General features: G+C 68.4%; 21 protein-coding genes. 6 read left to right on the top strand and 15 right to left on the bottom strand.

Features of this window, described 5'->3' with window-relative positions; genetic code table 11:
• Positions 1-176 precede the first annotated feature (176 nt).
• From QO010_RS02065 to QO010_RS02050, 4 genes are all read left to right on the top strand, one after another.
• Positions 177-803 carry an urease accessory protein UreF gene (locus QO010_RS02065; RefSeq protein ID WP_307345281.1) on the top strand — a complete coding sequence of 209 codons (627 nt, stop codon included), beginning with the start codon at positions 177-179 and terminating at the stop codon, positions 801-803.
• On the top strand, positions 800-1,228 hold the full coding sequence (locus QO010_RS02060) for a hypothetical protein (RefSeq protein WP_307345278.1): 429 nt from the start codon (positions 800-802) through the stop codon (positions 1,226-1,228). The genes QO010_RS02065 and QO010_RS02060 overlap by 4 nt, the downstream gene beginning before the upstream one ends.
• Before the next feature lie 10 nt (positions 1,229-1,238).
• Positions 1,239-1,853 carry an urease accessory protein UreG gene (ureG, locus tag QO010_RS02055; protein WP_307345275.1) on the top strand — a complete coding sequence of 205 codons (615 nt, stop codon included), beginning with the start codon at positions 1,239-1,241 and terminating at the stop codon, positions 1,851-1,853.
• Between the two features lie 186 nt (positions 1,854-2,039).
• Complete coding sequence (locus QO010_RS02050; RefSeq protein ID WP_307345272.1) at positions 2,040-3,989, top strand: SPFH domain-containing protein; 1,950 nt, start codon at positions 2,040-2,042, stop codon at positions 3,987-3,989.
• 193 nt (positions 3,990-4,182) lie between these two features.
• On the opposite strand, the gene QO010_RS02045 is transcribed toward QO010_RS02050, so the two are convergent.
• Positions 4,183-6,729 (bottom strand): ATP-binding protein, encoded by a 2,547-nt coding sequence (locus QO010_RS02045; protein ID WP_307345270.1) that lies wholly within the window; start codon positions 6,727-6,729, stop codon positions 4,183-4,185.
• A 126-nt stretch (positions 6,730-6,855) separates the two neighbouring features.
• Here QO010_RS02045 and QO010_RS02040 point away from each other — a divergent pair, with 126 nt between their 5' ends.
• Entirely contained in the window at positions 6,856-7,320 is a 465-nt protein-coding gene (locus QO010_RS02040) for a low affinity iron permease family protein (protein ID WP_307345267.1), read from the top strand.
• A gap of 10 nt (positions 7,321-7,330) precedes the next feature.
• Here QO010_RS02040 and QO010_RS02035 read toward each other — a convergent pair whose 3' ends face one another.
• Genes QO010_RS02035 through QO010_RS02025 form a run of 3 tightly spaced genes read right to left on the bottom strand, consistent with a single transcriptional unit; the run spans position 7,331 to position 13,209 of the window.
• On the bottom strand, positions 7,331-8,401 hold the full coding sequence (locus tag QO010_RS02035; RefSeq protein WP_307345264.1) for an FAD-dependent oxidoreductase: 1,071 nt from the start codon (positions 8,399-8,401) through the stop codon (positions 7,331-7,333).
• Between the two features lie 25 nt (positions 8,402-8,426).
• Entirely contained in the window at positions 8,427-11,084 is a 2,658-nt protein-coding gene (locus tag QO010_RS02030; RefSeq protein WP_307345261.1) for a LodA/GoxA family CTQ-dependent oxidase, read from the bottom strand.
• A 10-nt stretch (positions 11,085-11,094) separates the two neighbouring features.
• Complete coding sequence (locus tag QO010_RS02025) at positions 11,095-13,209, bottom strand: tyrosinase family protein (protein ID WP_307345258.1); 2,115 nt, start codon at positions 13,207-13,209, stop codon at positions 11,095-11,097.
• Between the two features lie 220 nt (positions 13,210-13,429).
• Between QO010_RS02025 and QO010_RS02020 the strand changes: the two genes are divergently transcribed.
• A complete protein-coding gene (locus QO010_RS02020; RefSeq protein ID WP_307345256.1) occupies positions 13,430-15,193 on the top strand; it encodes a hypothetical protein in 1,764 nt (587 codons plus the stop codon).
• Positions 15,194-15,754: 561 nt separating this feature from the next.
• Here the strand turns inward: QO010_RS02020 and QO010_RS02015 are convergent.
• The 11 genes from QO010_RS02015 to QO010_RS01970 all read right to left on the bottom strand — a co-directional run bounded on the left by QO010_RS02015 (position 15,755) and on the right by QO010_RS01970 (position 23,782).
• Positions 15,755-16,141, bottom strand: a complete 387-nt coding sequence (locus QO010_RS02015) for a hypothetical protein (RefSeq protein WP_307345252.1) — start codon at positions 16,139-16,141, stop codon at positions 15,755-15,757.
• Positions 16,138-16,503, bottom strand: coding sequence for a tlde1 domain-containing protein (locus tag QO010_RS02010; protein ID WP_307345249.1), 366 nt, complete (start codon positions 16,501-16,503; stop codon positions 16,138-16,140). The genes QO010_RS02015 and QO010_RS02010 overlap by 4 nt, the downstream gene beginning before the upstream one ends.
• Positions 16,500-16,787 (bottom strand): hypothetical protein, encoded by a 288-nt coding sequence (locus QO010_RS02005; RefSeq protein ID WP_307345246.1) that lies wholly within the window; start codon positions 16,785-16,787, stop codon positions 16,500-16,502. Before QO010_RS02005 ends, QO010_RS02010 begins: the two co-directional genes overlap by 4 nt.
• On the bottom strand, positions 16,784-17,116 hold the full coding sequence (locus QO010_RS02000; protein WP_307345243.1) for a hypothetical protein: 333 nt from the start codon (positions 17,114-17,116) through the stop codon (positions 16,784-16,786). Before QO010_RS02000 ends, QO010_RS02005 begins: the two co-directional genes overlap by 4 nt.
• 64 nt (positions 17,117-17,180) lie before the next feature.
• Positions 17,181-18,602 carry a phage tail protein gene (locus QO010_RS01995; protein WP_307345240.1) on the bottom strand — a complete coding sequence of 474 codons (1,422 nt, stop codon included), beginning with the start codon at positions 18,600-18,602 and terminating at the stop codon, positions 17,181-17,183.
• Positions 18,602-19,459 (bottom strand): hypothetical protein, encoded by an 858-nt coding sequence (locus QO010_RS01990; protein ID WP_307345237.1) that lies wholly within the window; start codon positions 19,457-19,459, stop codon positions 18,602-18,604. Before QO010_RS01990 ends, QO010_RS01995 begins: the two co-directional genes overlap by 1 nt.
• A gap of 1 nt (position 19,460) precedes the next feature.
• On the bottom strand, positions 19,461-20,981 hold the full coding sequence (locus tag QO010_RS01985; protein WP_307345234.1) for a hypothetical protein: 1,521 nt from the start codon (positions 20,979-20,981) through the stop codon (positions 19,461-19,463).
• Between the two features lie 50 nt (positions 20,982-21,031).
• Entirely contained in the window at positions 21,032-21,418 is a 387-nt protein-coding gene (locus tag QO010_RS23960; RefSeq protein WP_370873718.1) for an SGNH hydrolase domain-containing protein, read from the bottom strand.
• The gene (locus QO010_RS01980) at positions 21,366-21,683 is read right to left on the bottom strand and encodes a hypothetical protein (protein WP_307345231.1); all 318 of its coding nucleotides are present in this window, start codon (positions 21,681-21,683) and stop codon (positions 21,366-21,368) included. Before QO010_RS01980 ends, QO010_RS23960 begins: the two co-directional genes overlap by 53 nt.
• Before the next feature lie 15 nt (positions 21,684-21,698).
• A complete protein-coding gene (locus tag QO010_RS01975) occupies positions 21,699-23,432 on the bottom strand; it encodes a hypothetical protein (protein WP_307345228.1) in 1,734 nt (577 codons plus the stop codon).
• On the bottom strand, positions 23,432-23,782 hold the full coding sequence (locus tag QO010_RS01970) for a hypothetical protein (protein WP_307345225.1): 351 nt from the start codon (positions 23,780-23,782) through the stop codon (positions 23,432-23,434). The genes QO010_RS01975 and QO010_RS01970 overlap by 1 nt, the downstream gene beginning before the upstream one ends.
• Between the last annotated feature and the right edge of the window lie 12 nt (positions 23,783-23,794).

Below are 23,794 nucleotides of genomic sequence, written 5' to 3'. Positions count from 1 at the left end.
CTGAGCGCGCCAGCGCGAGGAGCGGGTGAGGAGATTCCCAAGCCTGCCGGTAATCGAACCTCCCACGCTCTCGCCAAGCTGAGCCGCCTGCGGCCGCCACCGTGGGAATCTCCTCACCCGGAGACAGCGCCTTCAGCGCGTGTCTCTCGACCTCTCCTCTACCGAGGAGAGGAGTTTTGAACAGCCTCCTCCGGCTCCTGACCTGGCTCTCCCCGGCCTTTCCAGTGGGCGCTTTCGGCTACAGCCACGGCCTGGAAACCGCCATTCGCACCGGCCGGGTCACCGACCGCGAGACCCTGGTGGAGTGGCTAATCGGCCTGATCGATCACGGTTCCGGCCGGACTGACGCCGTCCTCCTGGCCGCCGCCCATCGCGGCGAAGACGTCAGCGACCTCGCGACCGCCCTCAGCCCCTCCCTCGAACGCCAGCTCGAAACCCTCGACCAGGGCGAGGCCTTCCTGATCGCGGTCGGCCGCTCCTGGCCCCACCCCGACCTGCCGCGTACCGCCCCCTACCCGGTCGCCGTCGGGATCACGGCGGGCCTGCACGGCGTGCCCCTGCAAGACACCCTGACCGCCTGGCTGCACGCCTTCGCCGCCAACCTGGTCAGCGTCGCCGTCCGCGCCGTCCCTATCGGCCAGTCGGAGGGCGTGGCCGCCATCGCCGTGTTGGAACCCACCATCCTGGTCGCCGCCGCCCGCGCCGCCGCCTCGACCCTCGACGACCTGGGCGCCTGCGCGCTCGCCTCCGACATCGCCGCCATGCGCCACGAAACCCTGCAGCCGAGACTGTTCCTGTCGTGATCTATCTGGCCTGGCTCATCGCAGGGTTACTCACGGCCATCGCCGCAATAGTCTTCCTGTGGATCATGGGGCTCGACTTCCCATTCAGGAGCCGAGAAGCCCTCTTCGGCGATCTGCTGGGCATGCATCCAATCACCATCAACCTGCCCGGACGCGCCGGGGCGCTGATCGTGCTGGCGCCGCTCGGCATCGCCCTGGTCGTCGTTGACCAGGCCATCCAGCCCAGTTCTCTGAACCTGCTGTTGCTTGTCCCGGCGGCCCTGATCCTGCTGGCGAGGGGCGCCCTGGCCTGGATGCCGTTTTGGCGGCGCCCCGCTGGGTTCGAGACTTTCAACCGTCTGGATCGCGCCGTCTATGGCCCGCTGGCGCTGCTGCTGGGGGCGGGAACGGCAATTGTCGCTATCGTTCCGTTGTTCCTTCGCTGAGGCGCCAAACATGACTTCCCCCAACGGCCCCTTACGCGTCGGCATCGGCGGCCCGGTCGGTTCGGGCAAGACCACCCTGACCGAAAAGCTCTGCAGGGCCATGCGCGAGCGCTGGTCGGTCGCGGTGATCACCAACGACATCTACACCCAGGAGGACGCCCTGATTCTGGCCCGCCTCCAGGCTCTGCCCGAGGACCGCATCATGGGGGTGGAAACCGGCGGCTGCCCGCACACCGCCATCCGCGAGGACGCCTCGCTGAACCTGGCGGCGGTACGGCGGATGAGCGAGCGGCATCCGGACCTGGACGTGATCTTCATCGAGTCTGGGGGGGATAACCTGGCGGCGACGTTCTCGCCGGATCTGGCGGACCTGTCGCTCTACGTGATCAGCGTTTGCCAGGGGGAGAAGATACCGCGCAAAGGCGGGCCGGCGATCAGCCGGTCGGACCTGCTGGTGATCAACAAGACGGACCTGGCGCCGTATGTCGGAGCGGACCTTGGGGTGATGGCGGCGGATGCGAAGGTGCAGCGCGGGGAGCGGCCGGTGGTGATGACCGACCTGACACGGCTGGTCGGAGTGGAGGAGGTGGTGGCGTTCGTGGAACGGGCGGGGGGGCTCGCGTAACCCTCGCGCAAGTATTCACCAATCTGTGAAAACAATCGGACGCCCGACCTCTTAACCGCGCCCGGCGAATACATACGTAGATTCACAGCCGTCCTCATCACGCCAGCGAAGTCGCCGGCCGGACGCGCGAATGGGGCTACATTCCAAATGACATCGTCAATCGTGGCGGTTGCGGGCCTTGGGCTCGTGATCGTGCTTGCGCTCATCGTCATGAGCTCGGGCGTCATCCGCTATATCGGCAACAACCGCATCGCCGTGGTCGAGAAGCTGTGGAGTCTGAAGGGCTCCATCAAATCCGGCCTGATCGCGCTGAACGGCGAGGCCGGCTATCAACCCGAGGTGCTGCGCGGCGGCCTGCACTTCTTCGTGCCGTTCCAGTACCGCCTGCACGTCCAATCCCTGGTGACCATTCCTCAGGGCCGGGTGGGCTATGTCTTCGCCCGGGACGGCCGACCGCTCGGGCCCGACCAGGCCCTGGCCGCCAATATCGGCGACGTCGACTTCCAGGACGCCCGCGGCTTCCTGATCGCCGGCGGCCAGAAGGGCCCGCAGCGCAAGATCCTGCGCGAGGGCGCCTACGCCATCAACCTGGCTCAGTTCGTGGTGGTGACCAAGGACGCCGTCTTCGCCCTCAAGCTCGACCGCGACGAGATGGTTCTGCTCGACCAGATGGCCGAGGTCATCGAGGAGCGTGACGGGTTCGAACCGGTGGTGATCAAGGACGCCGACGACCAGATCGGCGTGGTCACCGTCCATGACGGCCCCGGGCTGCAGGCGGGCGACATCATCGCCCCCACGGTCGGCGACGACCCGCAGGACAAGGCCAGCTTCCACAACAGTTTCCAGGATCCGGAGGCCTTCCTGGCCGCCGGCGGCCGCAAGGGCCGCCAGCTCATGGTGCTGGTCGAGGGCACCTACTACATCAACCGCCTGTTCGCGACGATCGAGCGGATCCCGAAAACCATCATCGAGGTGGGCCAGGTCGGCGTCGTCGTCAGCTATACCGGCAATGCCGGGGCCGACACCTCCGGCGAGGGCTACCGCCACGGCGAGCTGGTCGAGAACGGCAACCGCGGCGTCTGGGCCGACCCGCTGCTGCCCGGCAAGTATGCCTTCAACACCTATGCCGGCCGGGTGACCCTGGTGCCGACCACCAACTTCATCCTGAAGTGGGAGACGGCGGCGACGGGCAGCCATCGGTTCGACGAGAACCTGGCCGAGGTGTCGCTGATCACCCGGGACGCCTTCGAGCCGACCCTGCCGGTCTCGGTTGTGGTGCATATCGACTACCGCAAGGCGCCGCTGGTCATCCAGAGGTTCGGCGACATCAAGAAGCTGGTCGAGCAGACGCTGGATCCGATGGTCTCGGCCTACTTCAAGAACATCGGCCAGACCCGGACCCTGATCGAGCTGCTGCAGGACCGCAGCCGCATCCAGTCGCTGTCGTCGGAGGAGATGAAGGCCAAGTTCGCCCTCTATAACCTCGAGCTGCAGGAGGTGCTGATCGGCACGCCCCGCCCCTCAAGCAAGGGCGACGACCAGATCGAGCGCATCCTGACCCAGCTGCGCCAGCGCCAGATCGCTGACGAGCAGGTCGGCACCTATGAGCGGCAGAAGCTGGCCGCCCAGAAGGAGCGCGAACTGCGCGAGGCCGAGGCCAAGTCCAAGCAGCAGACAGCGATCACCGAGTCCGAGCTGTCGATCCTGGTCCAGCAGAACCAGGGCAAGGCCAACCTGGCCCGCTCGGAACAGGAGGCCGAACAGACCCGGACCCTGGCCAAGGCCGAGGGCGACCGCATCCGCTTCCTGGGCGAGGGCGAGGCCAAGAAGGTCATCGTGCTGGCCGCGGCCGAGGCGGAACGGGTGACCAAGGTGGGTCTGGCCACCGCCGAGGCCATCGAAAGCCAGGTCGCCGCCTCGGGCGGGCCGCGCTACCAGCTGGCAAGGCAGGTGGCCGAACGGTTCGCCGAGGCGCTGGAGACGAGCGGCGTCGACGTGGTGCCCAAGGTCCAGATCCAGGGCTCGGACGGCGGCGGCGGGGTGGTGCAGGCCCTGCTCACCCTGCTGATGAGCGACAAGCTGGGCCTGCCGCTGTCGGTGGAGAACGCGCCGGCGGAGGAAGAAGAAGCCGCTTAACGCGGAGGGGGCCGGTGATGAACCGGCCCCTTTTTCTTACGCGAGCAATTTCGGTGACAGTTTACTTAATTCACACCCGTGGCTACCCGATCGCCGGAAGGGGCTCAGGGGCGAATTAAGTAAACTGTCACCGAAATAACGCCGCCGCGGTACGAGCCGATACGACCTGACGTGGGCGGCCTCTCGCACAGCGTCAGGCGGTTGCGGCCAACGCCTCGTTACCGGCATCCAGCGCCGCGGCGACCGCCGCCAGCAGGGTATCGGCCCGGACCGGTTTCGACAGGTGACTGTCCGCCCCCGCCTCCAGGCTGGCCCGCACGTGCTCGTCCAGGGCGTTGGCCGTGAGCATGATCACTGGCGTCCGCCGCCCGCCCCGCGCTGTTTCGCGGCCGCGCAGCAGCCTGGTGGCCGTCAGCCCGTCCATCTCCGGCATCTGCATGTCCATCAGCACCAGGTCGTAGGGGGTGATGTCCAGGCGTTCGAGCGCGGCGCGACCGTTCTCGACGATATCCAGCCGCACGCCGGCCGCTTCCAGGATCAGGCGCACGACGCGCTGATTGGTGGGGTGGTCCTCGGCCAGCAGGACCAGGGCGCCCCCGACATCGACCCCCTCGCCGGCCGGCTGACGCTCGCCGGCGGCGCGGCTGTCGCCCAGGCGCTGCAGCGGCAGGCTGACGGTGAACACCGAGCCCTGGCCGGGCGTAGAGACCGCCTCGACCTCGCCGCCCATCAGCCCGGCCAGCAGCCGACAGATGGCCAGACCCAGGCCCGTGCCGCCGAACCGGCGGGTGATCGAGGCGTCGGCCTGTTCGAAGCGCTTGAACAGCCGCTCGCCGGTTTCGGCGTCGAAGCCGATGCCGGTGTCGCGCACCGCGAAGGCCAGGCCCTCGCCCGTGCGGCTGACACGCAGTTCCGCCCCGCCGCTCTCGGTGAACTTCACCGCGTTGGACAGCAGGTTGGAAAGAATCTGGGTGATGCGCACGCTGTCGCCGCGCCAGACGCCCTGCGCCGCCTCGTCCACGAACCAGGTCAGGGTGAGGTTCTTGCCCTCGGCGGCGGCGGCGTGCAACTCGGCGATGCGGCCGGTCAGGACGGCGGCGTCGAACTCGCCGATCTCCAGCCGCATCTCGCCGGCCTCGATCTTGGAGAAGTCGAGGATGTCGGTCAGCACCTGCTCCAGCAGCCGGCCGGAGGAAACGATCAGCTCAGCCAGTTCGCGATTGCGCGGCGTGGTCTGCTCGCGGGCCAGGGTCTCGGACACCGCCACCACCCCGTTCAGCGGCGTGCGCAGCTCGTGGCTCATATTGGCCAGGAACAGGCTCTTTTCCTGGTTGGCCCGCTCCAGCTCGGCGGTGCGCGCCTTGACCCGGCCCTCCAGGTCGTCGAGCGAGGTGGCCACCCGCTCGCGGCCGGCCTGCAGGGCGCGGGCCAGCACCCCGATCTCATCGGGCCGCGCCTCGATCCGGGCCAGCTCGGCGCGGTCCAGGGCGTCGCTCTCGCTGCCTTCGCCGGTATCTTCGGCCTGTCTCTCGCGCTCGGCATAGGCGGCCAGCTGGCGCAGCGGCAGGGCGATGGTCTTGCGGGCCATGGCCATGACCAGGGCGGTCTGGATCAGCGCCGCGATCACCCCCAGCACCAGGATCCAGGCCGCCGAACCGGCCGCCGCCAGGGTCATGGCCTGGGCCGGATAGCGGATCAGGAAATACCAGCCCGGCCCGCGCAGTCGCCCATAGGCGACGATGTAGCGGCCATCCCGCGAACGCACCACGCCGCGTGGGTCGGACTTGACGCGGATGTCGCCGGCCAGGTCCTTCAGGCCCATGTCCCGCTCGTAGGAGGCCACGGTATCCTCGCTCGCCTTGCCGGCGACGGCGAAGCCCGGATAGGCGATCAGCTCGCCCTTGTCGGTGATGATCAGGTTGGTGGCGCCGCGGCTGGTGTCGCGGATGGCGCGCAGGAAATAGCCGGTCAGCTCGATCGACGAGCCGAACGCCCCGACATGCCGCCCGTTCAGGTCGACGGGCGTGACGCAGGCCGTCCCCAGCCGGTCACCCTTCTTGTCCTGAACCAGCCGCTGCAGGTTGGTGCAGCGGATGATGCGGTCGGGATTGAGGTTGGGCAAGGTGATCTGGACCATCTCCTCCTTGGAGACGTCCAGGTCGGCCGGGGCCTTGCTGCGATAGAACATCAGCCTGTCGGGCCGCTTGGGGCCGAACATCACCAGCCGGGTGCCCGGGGTGTAGAAGTAGAAGTTGTCATAGCGGCTGACCAGCGCCTCGCCGAAGTGGGGCACGGTCTCGTAGGCGGCGACCAGCAGCTTCTTCTCATCGAGCGAAACGTCGCGGCCGTTGGAGATGAAGGCGCCGGTCCCGTAGGTATAGTCGCCGCTGTCGGCGCTTTCGCCGTCGAAGGCGCTGTCGCGACTGCGGCGGGTGCCATCGGCCTGCAGCGGATAGTAGCGGTCGAACAGCTGGGCGGCCTTGGCGTCGCTCAGGCGGGCGATGCGGGTCTTCAGCGCCGCCGCGGCGGCCTGGTGGGCGTCGGCCAGGTCGGTGAAGCGCCGCTCCTCCTGGTTGGCCCGCTCGGTGACATAGTCCTGGAGATAGGCGATCTCGCGCTTCTCCAGCTCCTTTTCGAAGGCGATGAAGGCCGCCACGAAGGCGACCGCCGTCACCACGATCGACATGGCGCCGACGCTGATCAGGAACTTTCTAGAGAGTGAGGTTGTCTTCCCGCCCATCCGGCAAAGACCTACCGCAGGTTTGTTTAGACTTCGTATCTCGCGAAAACCTGATGGAACGCTCCGCTGCGCTGACCATTAGAGAACATCGTCGTATCAAATCGGCACAGGGACTCGGAAATCTCAATGGATCGGCTCTTCGCCAAGTTCGCGTCGGTTACCGCCCGCATCACCGGCAGCCCGCCAGCCTTCATTGCCTGCGTCGCTTTGGTGCTGGTCTGGGCGGTCAGCGGGCCGCTCTTCCAGTTCTCGGAAACCTGGCAGCTGGTGATCAATACCGGCACCACCATCATCACCTTCCTGATGGTTTTCCTGATCCAGAATAGCCAGAATCGGGATTCCGAGGCCTTGCAGACCAAGCTCGACGAGCTGATCCGCAGCTCGAACGCCAAGAACAAGTATGTCGGCATCGAGAAACTGACCGACCACGAACTGGACGCCCTGCGGTCCGAGGCGGAGAAGGCGGCCAACGTGTCGGAAGAGACAGTGGAGAAGGTCGAGGCGGTGAAGTCGAAGCGGAAGGCTGGAGCGAGGAAACCCGCAGCCGCCAAGGCGGCGCCCCGCGCTCGCAAATCACCCCCAAAGAAGTAGCCGCACCGGGTTAGGCGACGGCGAGCGCCCTGCCCCGCCGACGCAGCCAGAACGGGCTGCCCGGCCAGCGGTCTTCGCGGGCGTAGGTGTCGGCGTGGGTCTGGGAATAGGCCGCCCAGGTCGCCGTCACATGCGCCTCCAGCCGCCGCACAGCCCCAGCCGCATCCCCCGCCAGCATGTCCGCCGCCGCGAACCCCGCGAACGCCCCGCCGCGCAACGCCTGGGTAATGCCCTGCGAGGACAGCGGGTCGAAGCTGACCGCCGCGTCGCCCGCCGCCGCCCAGCCGGGGCCGGCGGCGGGGGTCAGGCGGCTGCCGCCGGCCGGCCAGACCCGCAGGGGGCCCAGGCGCGAGACAGCGGCGGCGATGGCGGGGGTGGCGGCGCGACGCCAAGCGGTGGGGCTGGCGAGGCCCAGGGCGCGGACCTGGTCGGCGTCGGTCATGCAGGCGACGGCGCGCAGGCCTGATGCGACGGGGGCGGAATACCACCAGCCGTGCTCGAAGGTCTCGATGAGGGTGCGGGGATCGTCCCCGGCCCGGCAGAAGCGGACGGCGCCGACCAGGCGGTCTCGCGACGGGCGGGCGGCGGCAAGCTGAGCTGGCAGGCGGGGGGAGCGGCCGGTGGCGAGGATGATGGCGCGGGCGGTAAGCGTGCGGCCATCGGCGGCGGTGAGGCGCCAGTCGCCGGGCTCGCCGGTGAGCGTGCGGACGCGCCAGTTCAGCTGGAGCTGGGCGCCATGAGCCCTGGCGACGCCAGCCAGCAGGCGGTCGAACCGCGTGCGGTCCAGCCGCCAGCCGGCCCCGCGAGCGGAGTAGAGGCTGTGGGTCTCGATCAGCTCGGCCCCGCCCCAGGCCGAGGCGATGACCGGGTCGGCGAGGAAGCCCGCGGCCTGGAAGGCGTCCCAGGCGTCCAGGGTCCTCAGGATGGGCGCGGCGGCGGCGGGGAGGATTTCGCCGGGCTTGCGGGTGCGGAGCGAGCCGGCGTCGAGGATGGCAACCGTCAGGTGTGGGGCATGCGCGGCCAGCGACAACGCCGCCGCGCTGCCGGCGGGCCCGGCGCCGATGATGGCGACGTCGATCAAGTCCTGCCCCGGAAGGGGAGGCTTCTCAGAGGGGACTCCACTGGCTCTCCACGCACACATACTTGTTGTTCGGCGAGGCCTGGTCCAGCGAAGCCGGCGGCACGAACGGGTTGCGGATCACGAAACCCAGCCTCGCCCATTCGGTCGTCATCTTCAGGTCGCCGGCATTGGTCTGCGGCACCCCGGCGGCCCAGTTCATCCATTTGAGCGTCGGGTTGGCGTCGCCACCGCCGGTGTAGGTCAGGGCCTGCATCGGCCGGTGGGCCGGCCACCACAGCGTCGTCCAGATCTTCTGCTCGCGGGCCATCAGGCTGTCGCCCGCCGTGTTGAGCACGTTCCAGTCGGCGTAGGTGACGTCGATGTCCTGGGTCGAGCATTCGTTGAAGTCGGCCTGCCAGGGCAGAGCGCTGTATTTGGTCAGGTCCCCTGGCTCGAGCCCGACATCGAAATCGGTGTCCTGCGAGAGGTCCGTATCGATGTAGGCGATATAGTCCTCTTCCGTCAGCGGCGGGTTCCAGAGGGCGTTGGCCTCGCCGGCCGTCTGCTTGAAGGTGTAGAATTCCGGGCTGGCCTTGAGCCGATAGGGCGCATGCCAGGCGGCCGGGTTGCGGATGATCCAGCTGACCTCGCCGCCGGGACAAAAGGCGCCGCCGACGACGTTGGAAAGCACCGCGATGTCCAGATCACGGGGCGTGCGGTTCACCCAGTCCTTGGTCGGCTGGTAGGGATGGATGGCCTCGCGCGGGACCCAGCCCTCGTCGACCTCGTTGACGAACAGCCCCTCGGACCACTGTTTCAGCACGAACAGCTGATAGTTGGTCAACTTCAGGAACTTGGACGGCAGGGTGTTGGAAATCGGGTTGTCGCCCGACAGCAACGGCATCAGCGGCAGGTTGGTTGAGCGGTTTGTGGGCCGCCCCTTGAGCTGGAAGCTGTTCTCCTCGCCGGGCTGGCGCAACAGCCCGAAGAGATAGGCGCGCTTCTCACGATAGGGATCGAGGGTGGCGCCCAGCGCCTCGCGATAAAGGATGCGGTCGATCTGAGCGCCGGAGACGTAGTCGTCGCCATAGCCGGCCAGGAGCTGGCTGGCCGGAGTCGCCAGGGCCGCGCCGGGATCGGGCGCGTCGATCGGCTTTGGCGCCGTCTCCAGCCCATGCGGGCCCGGGCGGGGCTCCAGCGTTGCCGCTATGGCGTTCAACTGGGCCCGGAAATCTTCCAGCGCTTTGACATAGACCTCATCGCCGCCATTCCCCCCATCGCCGTTGGCCCGATAGAGGTTGCGCCAGATCTCGACGAAGGCCGCCGGATCGTGCCCCGGCCCGGCGGGCAGCACGGCGCTGGCGAAGGCATGGGCGGCCTTGGTCAGGGCCGGTCCTGCCAGCCTCAACGCGGCGGCGGCGGGCGGCGGCTCGGCCCTGGCCAAGACGGCGAAGGAGGGAGCCAACGCCTCGGCCAGGGCCGCCCCCGAGAAGGTGAGCGCGGCGGCCCGGGCCATGCCCCGCTGGGCGGCCTCGGGCGGGAGGAAGGGCGGCACGCTGAGCGGCCAGGGTTCGAACGTGCCCCGCTGGGTCTGATTGTGCGGGGCGTTGGACGACTGCAGGACGTTGTCCAGATAGGTGAATTCGTCGGGCCGAAAGAGGATGGGCCAGACGTCGCGCCAGAACCACGGCTTGAAGTCGGGGTTCCAGGTCAGCCGGCCGGCCTTCCAGTGCAGCAGCGCCCCGGTGTCCAGCGGATCGATATGCTGCGGATCGTCGAAGGTCCCGGCCGTGCCGTAGACATCGGTGCGGTAGGCGAACTGGGTCACCGCCAGGTCGAAGACCACGTCCTCGCCCGTCACCATGTCGAGGATTTCGGGGCAGTAGCGCGGATAGGCGCTGAGCACCCAGGCGGGATACTCCACGTCGATATAGCGGGTGGCGGTGACGTTCTCGCAGTCCATCACCAGCCGGGCCATGACCGGCCCGTCGGCGATGTCGTCGAACCAGCCGTCGGTGTTGGCGTAGGTGTCGATGCGCGGCTGACCGATGCCGGTCAGCATGGTGCCGCTATTGCCGTGGCCGCCCAGCACGACCAGGGCGCCGGTGTCGTCGGTCTTCAGTTCGCCCAGGGTGTCGATCGGGTTGGGCGTCAGGCCTTCCGGCGGGAAGGTCGGAGCGTAGGCCGGGTTGCCGTCGCGGCTGAAGGCGGCGTTCCGGCGGTCGGTGTGGTTCACCGTCTGCGGACCTGGATCGATGATCAGAGCCTGGCGGGCGTTGGCGTTGGTGATGTCGGCGTTGCGGCGCGGGTGGTCGGGCGCGTAGCCATGTTCGCCTTCCAGCTGGTCGAAGGCGTACCAACTGGCCTTCTTGTTGGCCAAATGCACCCGCCACTGGATGTCGGCCAGCGTCCCCTCATTGCCCCCGCCCCGCACCGGATCGCCCAGGTTCAGCGGCCGGCCGTCGGGGCTGTCATCGTCATAGACATAGAGCTGGAAGCGCGCGGCCTGGCGCTTGATGCGGCCCTCGTCGTCGCGGAAGCGGCTGACCGGGACCGGCTGGCCGTTCTTGAGGATGGCGTTGCCCTGCTTGTCGCACTCGGTGGGCATGCCGGCCGGGGCTTCGGCGGCCAGACAGAACTCGTCGGTGGAATCGCCCAGCCGGGCGACGCCGATGGCGGGGTGGATGCGATAGATCGGCGTCATGTCCCGCCCCCTAGTCGAAGTAGCTGAGGGAGACGCCGTCCAGCTTCAGAAGCTCCGGCTCCTCCCGGTAATCGACGCCGATGACGACCAGATTGACCGTCAGGCTTTTGGCTCCCGCCGCGATCAGCCGCTGGGCGGCTCTAGTGACGTCGACCCGGTGGTTGCGGGGGGTGTTATGGTCGGGGGGTCTGAGATCATAGCGCCGTGACCTTGGCCCCGGCACATCGCAATGACCCGGCCCGCCGAAACAGTCGCCATGGCCGAAGATGGCCAGGTAGCCGGCGTAGCCCGGCGCGCTGAGCGGCGTCTCGGCCGCGGCTTCCGGGGTATTGAGGAAGACCCGCACGAAGCAGGACCGCATCAGCTGCGGCACCCGGTGCAGCCGCACCTCGACCCGCGAGTCGCCCTTGAGGCCCTCGGGCACATCGACCGCCGGCATGGCGAAGCGGCCGACCGGCGTGCCCATCCCCACCGGCACGATCTTGGCCGACTTGACGTATTCGTAGCCGAACCGCGGCATCTCCAGCGTGTCGCGGATGGTGTAGCTCCACGGCGTCAGCACCGAGTCCAGGTCGGCCGGATTGCTCTCGGGATGGACCTGCTGCCACTCCCACCACAGCCGGTCGAAATTGGAATGCACCGGCCAGAAGATCGGATCGAACGCCGCCGTCAGGTTGGAGAACATGTCGCCGAACTGCGGCTGCTGGTAGAGGTCGTCCTTGCGGTGGAACCGCCGGCCCGCGACCTTGACCGCCCCGCCCCGGCTGGGGTCATGGGCGCCCGGCACGCTGGAGGTCCCGGCTGCGTCCTGCGGCGGCGGGGGAACGCCCCAGCCCGGCCAGTCGGGGTTCTCGCCCCCGGTCCAGATATGCAGGGTATTGTGCGGGTTCTGGTCGATCAGCCCGAAGCTGTCGTTATAGAGGCCGCCTCCCCCGTAATCCCGGAACGTCCGCAGGGACTGGATCTGGGCGATGTCGTCGGCGGTGGGGTAGTGATAGTTGATCTGGGCGTTGATGGTGCTGGGCGTCATCGGATCGCCCGGCTTGTCCTGGGCAAAGAACTGGCCCGGATAGCGCAGCGGATACCACAGCGAATTGGTCGCCAGCAGCGCGTCGATGAAGCGGTTGCGGTTCTGGCCTGACAGATAGGGCGTGGGATCGATCCCCGCCGCGGTCCACAGCTTCGAGACCTGGGCGAAGAAGGCGCTGAGCGTGGCGAAGTGCTGGCCGACCATCGGCGCCAGGGCCTCGGCCGGAATGCCGTTGTCCTCCAGGAAGACCAGGGAGTCGGCGGTCAGGAAGGCCTTCAGCGCGCGGGGAATGATCTCGCCGTCCTGGGGCATGGCCGGGACGTAGCGGGCCATGGTGAAATCCCAGTAGGGCATGGTGACTTCGGGCAGGATGTCCTGCAGGGCCTGTTCGAACTCATAAAGATAGACCCGATGCCAGGGCAGGAACCGCTCCCAGCCGTGCTGGCAGTGGTTCTGATGAACCAGGGCCAGGTTGTTGTAATTCCTGGCGTCCTGCGGCCAGCGGTTGAGATTGTAGAGCTCGCGGAAAGCGTAGCGCAGCTTCTCCAGCTGGATCGGCGACAGGCAGTCCAGGTTCATTCGCTGCTTGGGCTCGTTGCCCATCGGCACATAGTCGGCCACCGCCCCGGTGGCGACGTTGAGGGACAGGCCCTCGACCCGGAATCCCGCCGCAGGATCAGCCTCGACCGAGCCGCCGGCGCCGTCGCCCAGGCTGGTTTCGGCGACCGGCAACCCGTCGTCGATCCAGCGCTCGATGAAGGCGATATCGTCCTCGGCCACCGCCGCGCCACCCCAGGGCAGCCGCGGGAACCGCCCGCCATCGAAGGGCGGCAACCCTCTTAGCGCACGGACCAGGAGCGAGGCCTCGCCCCTGCCCTCCCCCTTGCCGCAGCAGGTCTTGGCCGTGCCCGCCGGAGCGATCAGCGGCATACCCAGCAGCTGGATCTTGGCCAGCCTGTCCGGCGGCAGCCGCCAGAAGCGTCCCAGCCCGCCATAGTCGGCGTCGCTATCGCCGGCGGCGGCGTCGATGAGGGCGGCGACCTTGGCCGCCAGGTCGATTCGGGTTGGGTCGGCGGCGTCCGCGCTCGTAGTCACGCTTGGTCCCCCAGAGGTCACAACATTCTATGTCGTATACACGCATAGGATTTGACTTCCGACAACTTTATCGCGAACTTTAGAGGGTGAGACGGCTGCTTCGGACCCTCCGCGGCGGCTATCCCGCGGGGCTGTCAGCCGGACCGGCTCGAACTGCGAGCCGGGTCCGCCAACAGGGGAGCGAAAGATGTCGAAGATTGAGTCGAAACCCCCAACCAAAATGGGGAACCGCCGCTGGCGCCTCTGGGCCGCCGCGGGTCTGGCCGGGGCGGGACTGCTGACCGCCGGCGCGCTGCAGGCCCAATCGACCGTGCCGCCGGTGCCGCCGGGCGCGCCGGCCTATTTGAGCAACTTCCCCAACTTCGCCCCCTCGCCGACCTCGGCCATGCCGGGCGACATCAACATCCCCTTCCAGCAGGCGCTGGAGAAGGCCCAGCTGTTCCCCCTCGTGCAGCGGGAATTCGATCTCTACAGCTGGCAGATGTTCTTCGCGGTCAACTGGCCGACCAGCGCCACCGGGGCGCCCGCCCCGACCCTGACCGCCACGGGCAATGGCCTGGCCCCGCACTGGGCCAACTGGCAGACCGTGCCGCAGATCTACCGCACCGACGGTCAGCGGCCGGACGCCTGCCCCAAGCTGCAGGTCCCCAAGCCGATGGTCCTGCCGGGCGCCAAGAAGCCCGCGGCGGCCAAGCCGCTGCCGCTGTTGGCCGTCTCCAAGGGCCTGACGCCCTTCTCCGAGCAGAAGACCGCCGACCCGCGCACCACTCGCTTCCTAGGCGTGATCTCGGCCGTCGGTGACCTCAACGTCAACACGCTGGGCGACATCCAGCAGGCCTTCACCGGCCCGCTGATCGATCAAAACGGCGAGTTCGTCTACTACGAGATCCTGATGGATCCCAACGAGGTCGGCTATCTCTGCAGCAACGCCCTCTACAACATCAACGGCCAGGTGGCCTTCTCCAACGCCGGCCAGAAGGTCGTCATGCCCTGGGGCGACGAGCCCCAGCAGTGGAGCGGCTCATTCGAGATCAAGATCGCCTGGAAGGTGCTGAAGAAGGGCGTCGACGACTTCAGCCGCTTCTACACCCAGCCCGCCTTCATCAAGGACGAGGATTCCAAGGGCAACGAAATCACCCGGGCGGTGACCGTGGGCATGGTCGGCATGCATATCGGCCACAAGTCGACCAGCAGCCCGCAATGGATCTGGTCGACCTTCGAGCAGGTCGACAACCTGGACGTCGATCCGGTCGCCCACCCCAACCTCAATCCCAATTTCACCGACCCCAACTGCCCGATCTGCACCGTCAATGTGCAGCCCCAGGCGGTGAACGGCGTCTATCCCAAGATCCCGGTCCAGGCCTGGCGCGCCATTCCCATTCCGGGTGACAAGATCGCCCTGAACGCCCAGGTCCAGGCCGCCATGGCCGCCATGGGCTCGGTCTGGCAGTACTACCAGCTGATCGACACCCAGTGGCCGACCAACCCCGGCACCATCCAAAATCCCAACGCCCCCACCCCCTGGAACGCCGGCCTGGCCGGTTCGGTGACCAACAAACCGGGCGGCAGCCCCACCCCGGTCTTCCTGACCAACATCACCATGGAAACCTACTTCCAGGGTGGCAACCAGGTGGCCTGCAACGCTCAGGAAACGCCCAATAACTTTACCTGCCCGCCGGCCGGCAATCCCGCCCCGCCGATCTGGACCTCGCCGCAGAACAACAGTTCCACCCCCGGCCTGCCGGGGACGGGAACCCAGATCTTCGGCACCGAGAGCTGCATGGGCTGCCACTCCTCAGCCGGTATCTACACCAGCTACAATCCGACGACCCAGCAAGGGACCCAGTCCGGCCAGCTGACCGGCGACTTCTCCTGGCTGATGTCGCAGAAGGCCAGCTGGAACCCCAACGTCCCCACCCCGCCTGCCCCTCCGGCCGGCAAGCCCAAGCCCGTGGGCTCGCCCAAGCCGGCGAAAGCGGGGTGACCTAAAGGATCGGGGAGCCCTCGTTCGGTCTAAGTCCACCCCCCGGACAACACCGAACGCCCCCGCCAGGTCCCGCAAGGGGCCGGAAGCCGCCACCCCTGCGAGGGTGGCGGCTTTTTCTTGAGAAGGGGCCGAAACGCCAAAAAGCCCCCCCGGCCCAAACCGGGGGGGCTCGCAATTGGCAACGGCCGACTGGCCGTCTAAGGAGGATCATGACCTTCAGTTTCGTTCAGTTCCTCCATTGCCTGCGCCGCGGCCATGACTGGAAAAACAGCAACGCCAAGCCGGGGCACCGGACGTGCGTCCATTGCGGATGGCGGCGGCGGTACTGAAGGTTGGGGCGGCGTGCGCTAACGCCACAGCCGCCGCCATCCCTTCGGCCTGAGGCGCTCCCCCGCTTCCCGATCCCGCGCCTCGCACTTCGCCACGATGTTCAGCGCATCCGCCGTCCGCCCATTGGCCTTGTCCAACTGCGCCGTCTGCGCATCCCCGAACGCGACCCACTCCCCTACTGTATCGGCCTTGGGCAGCGGCGCGCTCTCCACGCCATCCCGCCAGCCCTCAGGGACGAGCTGACTGCAGGGGCTGGCATTCAGGGAGGCGACGGGACGCGTGGCGCAGGCAGACAGCGCGGCGGCCAGCAGCGCCAACAGCGGGATCGACAGGCGCCGAAGCGCCCGGGGCGGCGAGGATGGCATCGCGGTTCTCCTGAGTCTGGCGGTCGGTGGCGGCGTCGCGGGCCGCGCTGGCGGTGACGATGGCGACGGCGTCGCGGCCGGCGGCGGCCTGGCCCTGAGCCTGGATCGCCTCAGCGGCGGCCAGGTTGGTCCGGGCCCGGGCCCGGCCAGGCTCTGTGATCAGCCACCAGCCGGCGGCCAGCATCGTCAGGGCCAGGGCCGCGCCGATCGCCCAACCGGCGGGGCTGAGGGCCCGCCAGAGGTCTCTCATGGCGTCACCTCCAGCTCGCGGTCACCGCTCTTCCAGATGGCCTCGCGGATCGGGCGGGCCAGGATGATGCAGCCGTGGCTGGCCGTCCCCGGATGGGCGAGGCTGTCGCCGTGGATGCGGAAGGCCGAGCGGCCGAAGGTCTCTGTCCCCGGCGCTGGGGCCAACTCCAGCGCGCAGGGCCCGACATTGGCGCTGTCATAGAGCCGCACGATGGTCCAGCGGCCGGCCGGGATGGGCCCGACGCCCGTGGCGGCCTGCATGGCCGGGTTGTTGCGGCCCAGATCGTGGCCGCTGTAGCCGTGGGAGACGAGGACGCCGTCATGGAACAGCGCGCCGGCCGACTGGTCCCATTGCCAGGTCATGGCTGGTCCTCCTTCGAGGGTTTGGGTTCGGTGCTGGCGGTGCCGCTGACCAGGGCCCAGGAGGCGGCGGCCAGGGCGGCGATATAGGCCCCGGCGCTGACCAGATAGGCCCCCCACTCCGCAGCGCTGGGCCGGCCGGTGGCGGCGATCCAGACGGTCACCCCGGCCAGCAGCAGCATGCCCACCGCGTGCTGGATCAGGCCCATGATCCGGCCATAGGCGAAGGTCTCACCATCGACAGCGGTCAGCAGATCGTGCAGCACGCGCTTGAGATAGTTGGTCATGGCTTGGCTCCCGCCCCCCGCCGCTTCAGCCCGCGCTCCAGGCTGTCGAGCCGCTGGCGCAGGTCGCGGTTCTCGCCGCGGCACTGTTGGTTCTCGTCCTCCAGTTCGCGGACGCGATCCTCGAGCCGACTGACCTGCTGTTCCAGGCCTTCATTGATCTGGGTCAGGGTGGCGATGAAGGCCTGGGCCTGGCTGTTCAGCGCCTGCTGGAAGGCGGTGGCCGCCCCGACGCTGTCGACCGGCCGGCGGATCAGCGCCACGGCGACGCCGGCGATCCCGCCGCCGCCCAGGGCGCCGAGACCGGCGATGAGAAGGGCTTGCCAGTCCATGGCGCTCCTTGCAGGCGTAAAAAAACCGCCCGGAGGCGGCGGAGAGGTCTTTCGGGGAGGGAGGCTAGGTCCTGATGCAGTAGAGGATGGCGATGTTGCGGGGCCGGGTTTCGCCGCCCCCCGTCGAACCGGTGGCCGAGCCCGAGCCCGAGGCGCCGCCGGTGGTCGTGCCGCCCGTACTGTTCATGTTGGTCTGGTTGGTCGGCAGGGTATGGGTGTGGGCCTTGAGATCGTCGGCCTGCGCGGTGGCGAAGACCCGGCCCGTGTCGGTCCCCTTGCCGTGATCGTAGCCGCGCAGGAACTCCCCCCGCAGATCCGGCAGGGTGAAGTGCGTCCCGTCCGCCGAACCCCAGGTGGTTCCGATGGCGGCGAACAGGGCCGGATAGTCGGCCCGCAGAAGCGAGGCGCCGTTGCATTCCAGCCAGCCGGTCGGGGCGGTCGGCATGCCGAACGCGGCGATCATGCCGCTCATCGCCCCCACGGCGGTCTGCAGGACGGCGACGTCGGCGTCGGCCGCCGCGCCCAGCGTGGACCGCGCGCCGGTCGCGTCCGTATCGTCCACCAGGCTGCGGCCAAAGCTGGAGAAGACAGCCAGCGCGGCCGTGCCCGATCCGGTGAAATAGGGCAGGCGGTCGGCTGTCGAAGTGAGACCGGCGATGGCCGACAGCTCGGCGTCCTGGGCCTGCACATGGGTCCCGATCACCAGGCCCAGGGTCGTTCGGGCCGTCGCCGCGTCGCCGTCGTCGATCAGCGAGCGGCCGAACGTGGTCAGGGACGTCAAGGTCAACGTTCCCGAACCGTTGGCGTAGGGCAGCTTGTCGGCGGTCAGGGAAAGGCCCGAGACGGCTGTCAGATTGGCGTGACTGGCCTGGGCGCCCAGGCCAGCCAGGGCCGCCGAAGGGTTGTCCGCGCCCGTTCCCCCGAACGCCACGGCGAGCGGCGAGGCGGACCAGCTCGCCGCCACCCCGTCTGTGGTGGTCAGGAACTTGCCGATATTGCCGGTCATGGTCGGCAGGGTGTTGTTGATCAGCGCGCCCATCGACACGACCAGGTCGGTCTTGGTGCCGGTTCCGCCGACTCCATTGGCGGGAACCGACAGCGTCAGCGCGCCGGTCCCGCTGTCATAAGCTGTGACCTGGCCGGCGATGTAGTTGGCCGGATTGGCCAGCGATGCGGCTACCAGCGTCTGGCCCACGGCATAGGCCTTGCCGGACTGGATATTGATGGTCTTGGAGCCCGCTCCGATGGCGACCGACCCGCTGACCTGGGAAGCGTTTGTGCCCGGCGCATTCAGCGCCGAGGCGGCCGATGCGGCGGCGCCGGCCGCGCTGGCGGCGGCGCTCCCCGCCATGATCACGGTCTGGCTCAGGCAGGGCACGAAGCGGGTGACATACCCATAGGCGTCCAGGCCGGTCGTGGCGCTGGCGTCGTCCGTATAGGTCTTGCCGTTGCCGCCCAGCGCCTCGGGAAAGGTGACGGTGGCCATCAGAGCAGCTCCTTGACTTCAAAGGGCGCCTTCCAGCGGTCGGGCCCGGGGTTTTCGATGGGGCTCAACGTACGCATCCGGCACAGGAACTGCCGGCGCAGAGCATGGGTGGTGTCGTCGGGGTCCCAGACGAACAGCAGCTCGTCATCGACCCCCATCGCGCGCTGGATTTCGAAGGCGTTGGCCATGGCCTCGTCCTCGCCCAGGGCGTCCAGAGCGAAACGCGCCACCCGCACCGGCGTGCGGACGTTGAAATACTCCGCCCCCGACAGCGCCTCCTGCACCTCGGTGCGGCTCTCCCAGGCCAGGCTTGCGCCATAGACCATGTTGCGGACCGGCTGCCAGCCGTCGGCGGCGAACACCCGGCCGGCCTCGACAAAGCCGTTGGCGTTGGCCGTATCGTCTAGCTCCACCCGGATGTAGCGGGCGTTGGCCGGGCTGGTCAGGATGAAGACCAGGGTGCCGGTATAGGCCTCGATCTGGTCAGCCGGATACTGGCCCGTCCACCAGTTGGGCGCTCCCCAGGGCAGGGTCCCGAACGGATAGACGCTCGGCCAGACGCTCCTCCAGCCGCTGGTCGCCACCGTGCTGGTGAAGTCGGGCGCCAGCGACAGGCTGATGCGGTACCGCGCCGTGATCGACAGGTTGTGATTGACCACCGCCACCACGCGAAACCGCCGGGTCCCGCCGAAATCGGCGTCGAACCATGTGTCCGCCAGCGAGGTCGAAGCCGACCGCGCCAGCCGGCCCAGCCGGCGGTCCTTGAGGTTGTTCAGCGGTAGCGCCGTCAGCCAGGACCCGCCATACAGGCTGGCCGCGTCTACCAGGTTGCCATAGGCCAGGATGGCGTGCGCCATATCACCCCCACAGGGTCAGGGTGGCCCGGTTGCGGGCCAGCTCGGGCTTGACGCCCAGGACGACGAAGAGCCGGCCGCCGGCCAGGCCGAACCGGGCGTTGCTCAGTTGGACCACCGCCCCGACCCGAAGGCCCGGCGTGGCCAGCAGCGCGACCGGAACCGTCACGTCGAAGAAATCTCGATGGACCTTGAACAGGGCCAGCCTTCGCGCCGCCTCCACCGCCGCGTCGGCGGCGCTGGTCAGCAGGGTGTCGGTGGTCTCCTCAGCGGCCAGCAGGTACTGAGTCTTGACCGCCGGGTCTTCGGCCTTCTCGGCTCGATATTCGCTGGCCAGAACGGCCCGCCGGGCCGGGGCGACGCCGCCGGCCAGGTCCGAGCCCTGCACGGCCCACAGCTTCGAATGCCGCACCGTATAGGACCAGGCCGGCAGGTCGCCGTCCCGCGCCGGCCGCCGCTCGATGTCCAGGATGTCGAGATCCTGAAAGTCATAGACCGGCAGGCCGCTGGGCGCCGTCAGCCGCGCCATGCGCAGCAGGCCGGCTGGGTCGAAGCCGTAATAGGCGCCCACCGAGCCGGCGACTCTGTCCATCGCCGAGGCGAAGGTCTCGTCGCCCGACAGCCACAGGCCAATCGTCGCCGGGTTGGCGGCCTCCAGCGCGGTGACGTCGGCGGCCGAGATATAGGCCCCGTCCACCCCCGCCGCGATGGCCAGGGCCCTGAGGATCTGGGCCGCGGTGCGGGCGCTGGCCGTAGCGCCCTGGGTGGCGTCCACACTCACCGTCCCCGCCGGCGCCGCCCCCAGCCGCAGATAGCCCTCGGCCAGGCAGGTGGCGTAGGTCCCACCGCTCACCGTCGCCGCCTGCAGCAAAGCGCTGGTGGCGTAGTCGGCCGCAAAACTCAGCTCAGCGCCCCGGTCATAGACCCTCTCGACCGAGGCCAGCGCCCCATCGCTGACCTGGTAGGTCAGCTTGGCGGTGTTGACGCAGGGGACCGGAATGTTGAGCGCCTTGCCATAGAGCCGCGGCTTGGGCTGGCCCTTCAGATCGTCGGCCGTGCCCTCCAGCCCGGCCGGCAGCGCGTTGGTCCCGGCATATCGGCTCGCCAGCGCCGGCCGGTCGAAGACCAGCTGCAGGTCACGCAGCCGCACCGTCACCTCGGTCCGCGACACGGTCAGGGTCTCGATGGTCCCGGCGAATGTCGCCGCGAACCCGCCCGGATAGGCCCCGCTCTCCCCGCTGCGGATCGTCACGCCGCGCCCGTCGAACCCATAGCCCAACCAGGCGTCATACTGCCCGTTGGCATTGGCCAGCCGGATCTCCCCCAGCGCCAGCCGCGTCCCGCCCCCGGTCCGCCCATCGCCAAAGGCGCTGATCCCGATACTGCCCGGGTCCAACAGCGTTTCGTCGAAGGCGATGTTGGCGGGAGTGTCGGTAGGGGCGGTGGCGAACCGGCCGTCCGAGACATAAAAGGTGCGCAGAGTCCCGACGGCGTCGACCGCCGCGGTGATTTCGATGAGGATCATGGGGTGTCCTTGGACGGGACGAACCGGCCGAACCGGTTGGCTGATTGGCCTTAGGGCCTGGCCGCAACGCCGCTCCGGCCCTCGGCGGGAACCAGGCCATTATCCCGCAGAAAGGCCACGAAACTGGGCGCCAGCAACTCGGAGCCCTCCTCCGTCAGATGGCTTGAATCGCGATAGATGAGGCGCCCGTTCCGGACGGGCGTGCAGACTTTTCCAACCGAACCGCACAATGGGTCGAACGGATCGTAGAGGAAGAAGCCTTGCCGCCTAGCCCGCAAGGCGTTGAGGTAGGCGACGAAATCCCGCCGCCGCGCCAGCTGCTCCCCCCGATCCTCGGTGAAACCGGCCTTGCATTGAGCTGAGATGGCCCTGCGCAGAAAATGCTCACTGGGGCTGAGCCAGCTGGCCCGGGTCCAGAGCCAAGACCAACTGACCAAAAACCAGGGCGTTGGCCAGTTTGGCGGCGCGATCAAGGAGTAGCGTTGTGTCGGCGTTGGTTAGTTCGACCCCCTCAGCGCCAGCCGCCACCTTAAGACCAAGTTGCGCCAGCCGCAGCTTGCCCACGCCGTGCTGGTCGTCTGGCAGCGGCGTGTCTAAGATGCGGAGCAGTGCTCTTTTCAATGAGAACTCTGTCTTGTCATCCTCCATCATCGGACTTCCATCGCGCTCACACAGCGCCACCGTCAGGTTGATCTTGGGCATCAAACTTCTCTCAATTTAGGCAACCGCCAGAACGGTTACTGTTCCACTTGAACCGCGATATTTCAGGGCTCCTGCCTCCACGTAAACCGTCCCGCCAGCGACATTTCCGGTCGGGATTGCCGCCGCGTTGCCGAGAACCAACCCACCCTTGAGCGAGGCCGGCACGCTGGTCTGACCGATCAAGAGAGAATGGGCCAAATAGCTGTTGTCGTTGGCTCCGCCCGCGTACAGCGCCCAGGCGCTGCCAACCCCAGTGGTGTTTTGCGCATCGATCCGAACGCCGTAAGCGGCAGTCACGGTTGCGCCGGAATTGAGGATCGGAGACTGGGCTTGAAACCCAATCATTAGATTGGCAGTCGATGCTGCCCCAGAATTCACGCTGCAGATGCCTTGAACGCCCACCAGCGTAACCCCAGCTCCGCTGTATCGGCTTTCAGCCTGGAATTGCATTGCAATGAGGTTGCCCGAGAGTTGGTTTGTCAGGCCGACCTGGATCCCATAGGCATTCCCCGTGGTATCGACCCGCTCATTGCTGGCACCGGCGATGTTGAGGATCACAGACGATGACGGCACGGCCTTGTTGATCGACATATGCCCCCCGGCATCAATCGCCGCCAACAGCGTCCCATTAGACGCCTGCCATTCCGTCATATTCGCCGACTGGCTGCCCGCGCCCTTGATGATCGAGGCCACCCGGGCGGCGCCGTTCGATTGGACTGAGAATTGGGCAGCCAGGGTGGTCATGTTGACGCCGACGCGGGCCAGGCTGTCGATGCGCCACGCTTCCTGGCCGCCGGCGCTCGCCGCCATCGTGTCGGCGGCCGGGAACCACAGGCCGGTGTTGGGGTCGCCCGAGGCATAGATCCCCGGCGTCCCCACTGCGCCGGCGACCACCCCCAGGGCGCCGGTCATCAGCCCGCCCGCGACGGCCAGTTTGGCGTCCAGGGCGGTCTGCAGGTCGGCCTGGGCCGACAGGGTTCCGGTGATCGTCCCCCAGCCGGTGACCGGCGTGCCCCAGGCGGGGTTGGTCCCGTCGCTGGTCAGGAACTTGCCGCCGGCCCCGGCCTGGGCAGGCAGCAGGGCGTTGAGCGCCGCCCCGGCGGTGGTCTGGCCGGTGCCGCCGTTGGCGACCGGCAGGGTCCCGCTGACATGGCTGGCCAGCCCCACCTTGCCCCAGGCCGGCGCCGCCCCGATCCCGCCCGAGACCAGCACATTGCCCGTGGCCACGTCGGCCAGCCGGGCCAGCGTCGCGGCCCCCGACGCATAGATCAGGTCGCCGACCGCATAGCTGGTCAGGCCCGTGCCGCCATAGGCCGGCGCGATGGCTCCGGCCGTCCAGGTTCCGGCGGTCACCGTCCCCACGGTGGCCAGGTTGGCCGAGCCGCCCCAGGCGCTGAGGGCCGTGTTCTCGACATTGCCCAGCCCGACGTCGCCCTTGACCAGGGCGAGGTCAGTCTTGAACTGAACCGGCGTGCGGCGGGTCCAGGCCCCGGCCTTGCGCTGGATGATGTCGTCGTTGGACGGGGCGAGCCCCGCCACCGTCGCCAGCTCGGCGCTGTAGCCCTGGACGGTGACACCGACGGCGGACACCGCCAGCCGGCCGTCCAGCGCCGCCTGCAGGTCCGCCTGGTCGGCCAGCACCCCGGTGAAGGTCCCCCACACCGCCTGGCCCGGCGGCCCCGCCACGGCGGTGACCACGGCGGTCGTCGCGCCCGGCAGCACCCATTCCAGAACGATCGCTTCAGCCATCAGGCGCCTCCCGTCACGCGTTCGGTGATCTCGACGGCCACCGGGTCGGTCTGGATGACGACGCCCAGCTTCTCCACCCGGGCGTCCATCACGAAATGCCCGGCCGGCAGGGTCTCTGAGACCTCGGCCGCCAGGGTCCCGCTCCAGCCGGGCGGGCTGGTCAGGTCACCAGTGTCGACATGGTCCAGATACGTCGTCTCCAGCACAGCCAGCTCGGGGTTGCTGTCCCCGGGCGCGCGCTTGAGCGCCATGCGGCAGATGGCGCCCGCCAGGTCGCCGGCGGCGATCCGTAGCGCGACGGTGAAGGTCTCCCCCCGGCTGAACCGGGCGGCGGCGGCGAATGCGGTCATCGATGTCTCCGG

The sequence above is a fragment of the Caulobacter ginsengisoli genome, from assembly GCF_030814835.1.
In the GTDB taxonomy this organism is placed as follows: domain Bacteria; phylum Pseudomonadota; class Alphaproteobacteria; order Caulobacterales; family Caulobacteraceae; genus Caulobacter; species Caulobacter ginsengisoli.
Note: the sequence above shows the minus strand (reverse complement) of the source record. Positions and strands in the feature narration are given on the sequence as shown.

What these genes read in the sequence shown, in the direction of transcription:
- QO010_RS02010 (WP_307345249.1), bottom strand. Translation starts at nt 16,503, where the DNA reads ATGACCTGGCAATGGGACCAGTCGGCCGGCGCGCTGTTCCATGACGGC.
- QO010_RS02015 (WP_307345252.1), bottom strand. Translation starts at nt 16,141, where the DNA reads ATGAGAGACCTCTGGCGGGCCCTCAGCCCCGCCGGTTGGGCGATCGGC.
- QO010_RS02020 (WP_307345256.1), top strand. Translation starts at nt 13,430, where the DNA reads ATGGGGAACCGCCGCTGGCGCCTCTGGGCCGCCGCGGGTCTGGCCGGG.
- ureG (WP_307345275.1), top strand. Translation starts at nt 1,239, where the DNA reads ATGACTTCCCCCAACGGCCCCTTACGCGTCGGCATCGGCGGCCCGGTC.
- QO010_RS02030 (WP_307345261.1), bottom strand. Translation starts at nt 11,084, where the DNA reads ATGACGCCGATCTATCGCATCCACCCCGCCATCGGCGTCGCCCGGCTG.
- QO010_RS02005 (WP_307345246.1), bottom strand. Translation starts at nt 16,787, where the DNA reads ATGACCAACTATCTCAAGCGCGTGCTGCACGATCTGCTGACCGCTGTC.
- QO010_RS01970 (WP_307345225.1), bottom strand. Translation starts at nt 23,782, where the DNA reads ATGACCGCATTCGCCGCCGCCGCCCGGTTCAGCCGGGGGGAGACCTTC.
- QO010_RS02045 (WP_307345270.1), bottom strand. Translation starts at nt 6,729, where the DNA reads ATGGGCGGGAAGACAACCTCACTCTCTAGAAAGTTCCTGATCAGCGTC.
- QO010_RS01975 (WP_307345228.1), bottom strand. Translation starts at nt 23,432, where the DNA reads ATGGCTGAAGCGATCGTTCTGGAATGGGTGCTGCCGGGCGCGACGACC.
- QO010_RS01980 (WP_307345231.1), bottom strand. Translation starts at nt 21,683, where the DNA reads ATGCCCAAGATCAACCTGACGGTGGCGCTGTGTGAGCGCGATGGAAGT.
- QO010_RS01985 (WP_307345234.1), bottom strand. Translation starts at nt 20,981, where the DNA reads ATGATCCTCATCGAAATCACCGCGGCGGTCGACGCCGTCGGGACTCTG.
- QO010_RS02040 (WP_307345267.1), top strand. Translation starts at nt 6,856, where the DNA reads ATGGATCGGCTCTTCGCCAAGTTCGCGTCGGTTACCGCCCGCATCACC.
- QO010_RS01990 (WP_307345237.1), bottom strand. Translation starts at nt 19,459, where the DNA reads ATGGCGCACGCCATCCTGGCCTATGGCAACCTGGTAGACGCGGCCAGC.
- QO010_RS02000 (WP_307345243.1), bottom strand. Translation starts at nt 17,116, where the DNA reads ATGGACTGGCAAGCCCTTCTCATCGCCGGTCTCGGCGCCCTGGGCGGC.
- QO010_RS01995 (WP_307345240.1), bottom strand. Translation starts at nt 18,602, where the DNA reads ATGGCCACCGTCACCTTTCCCGAGGCGCTGGGCGGCAACGGCAAGACC.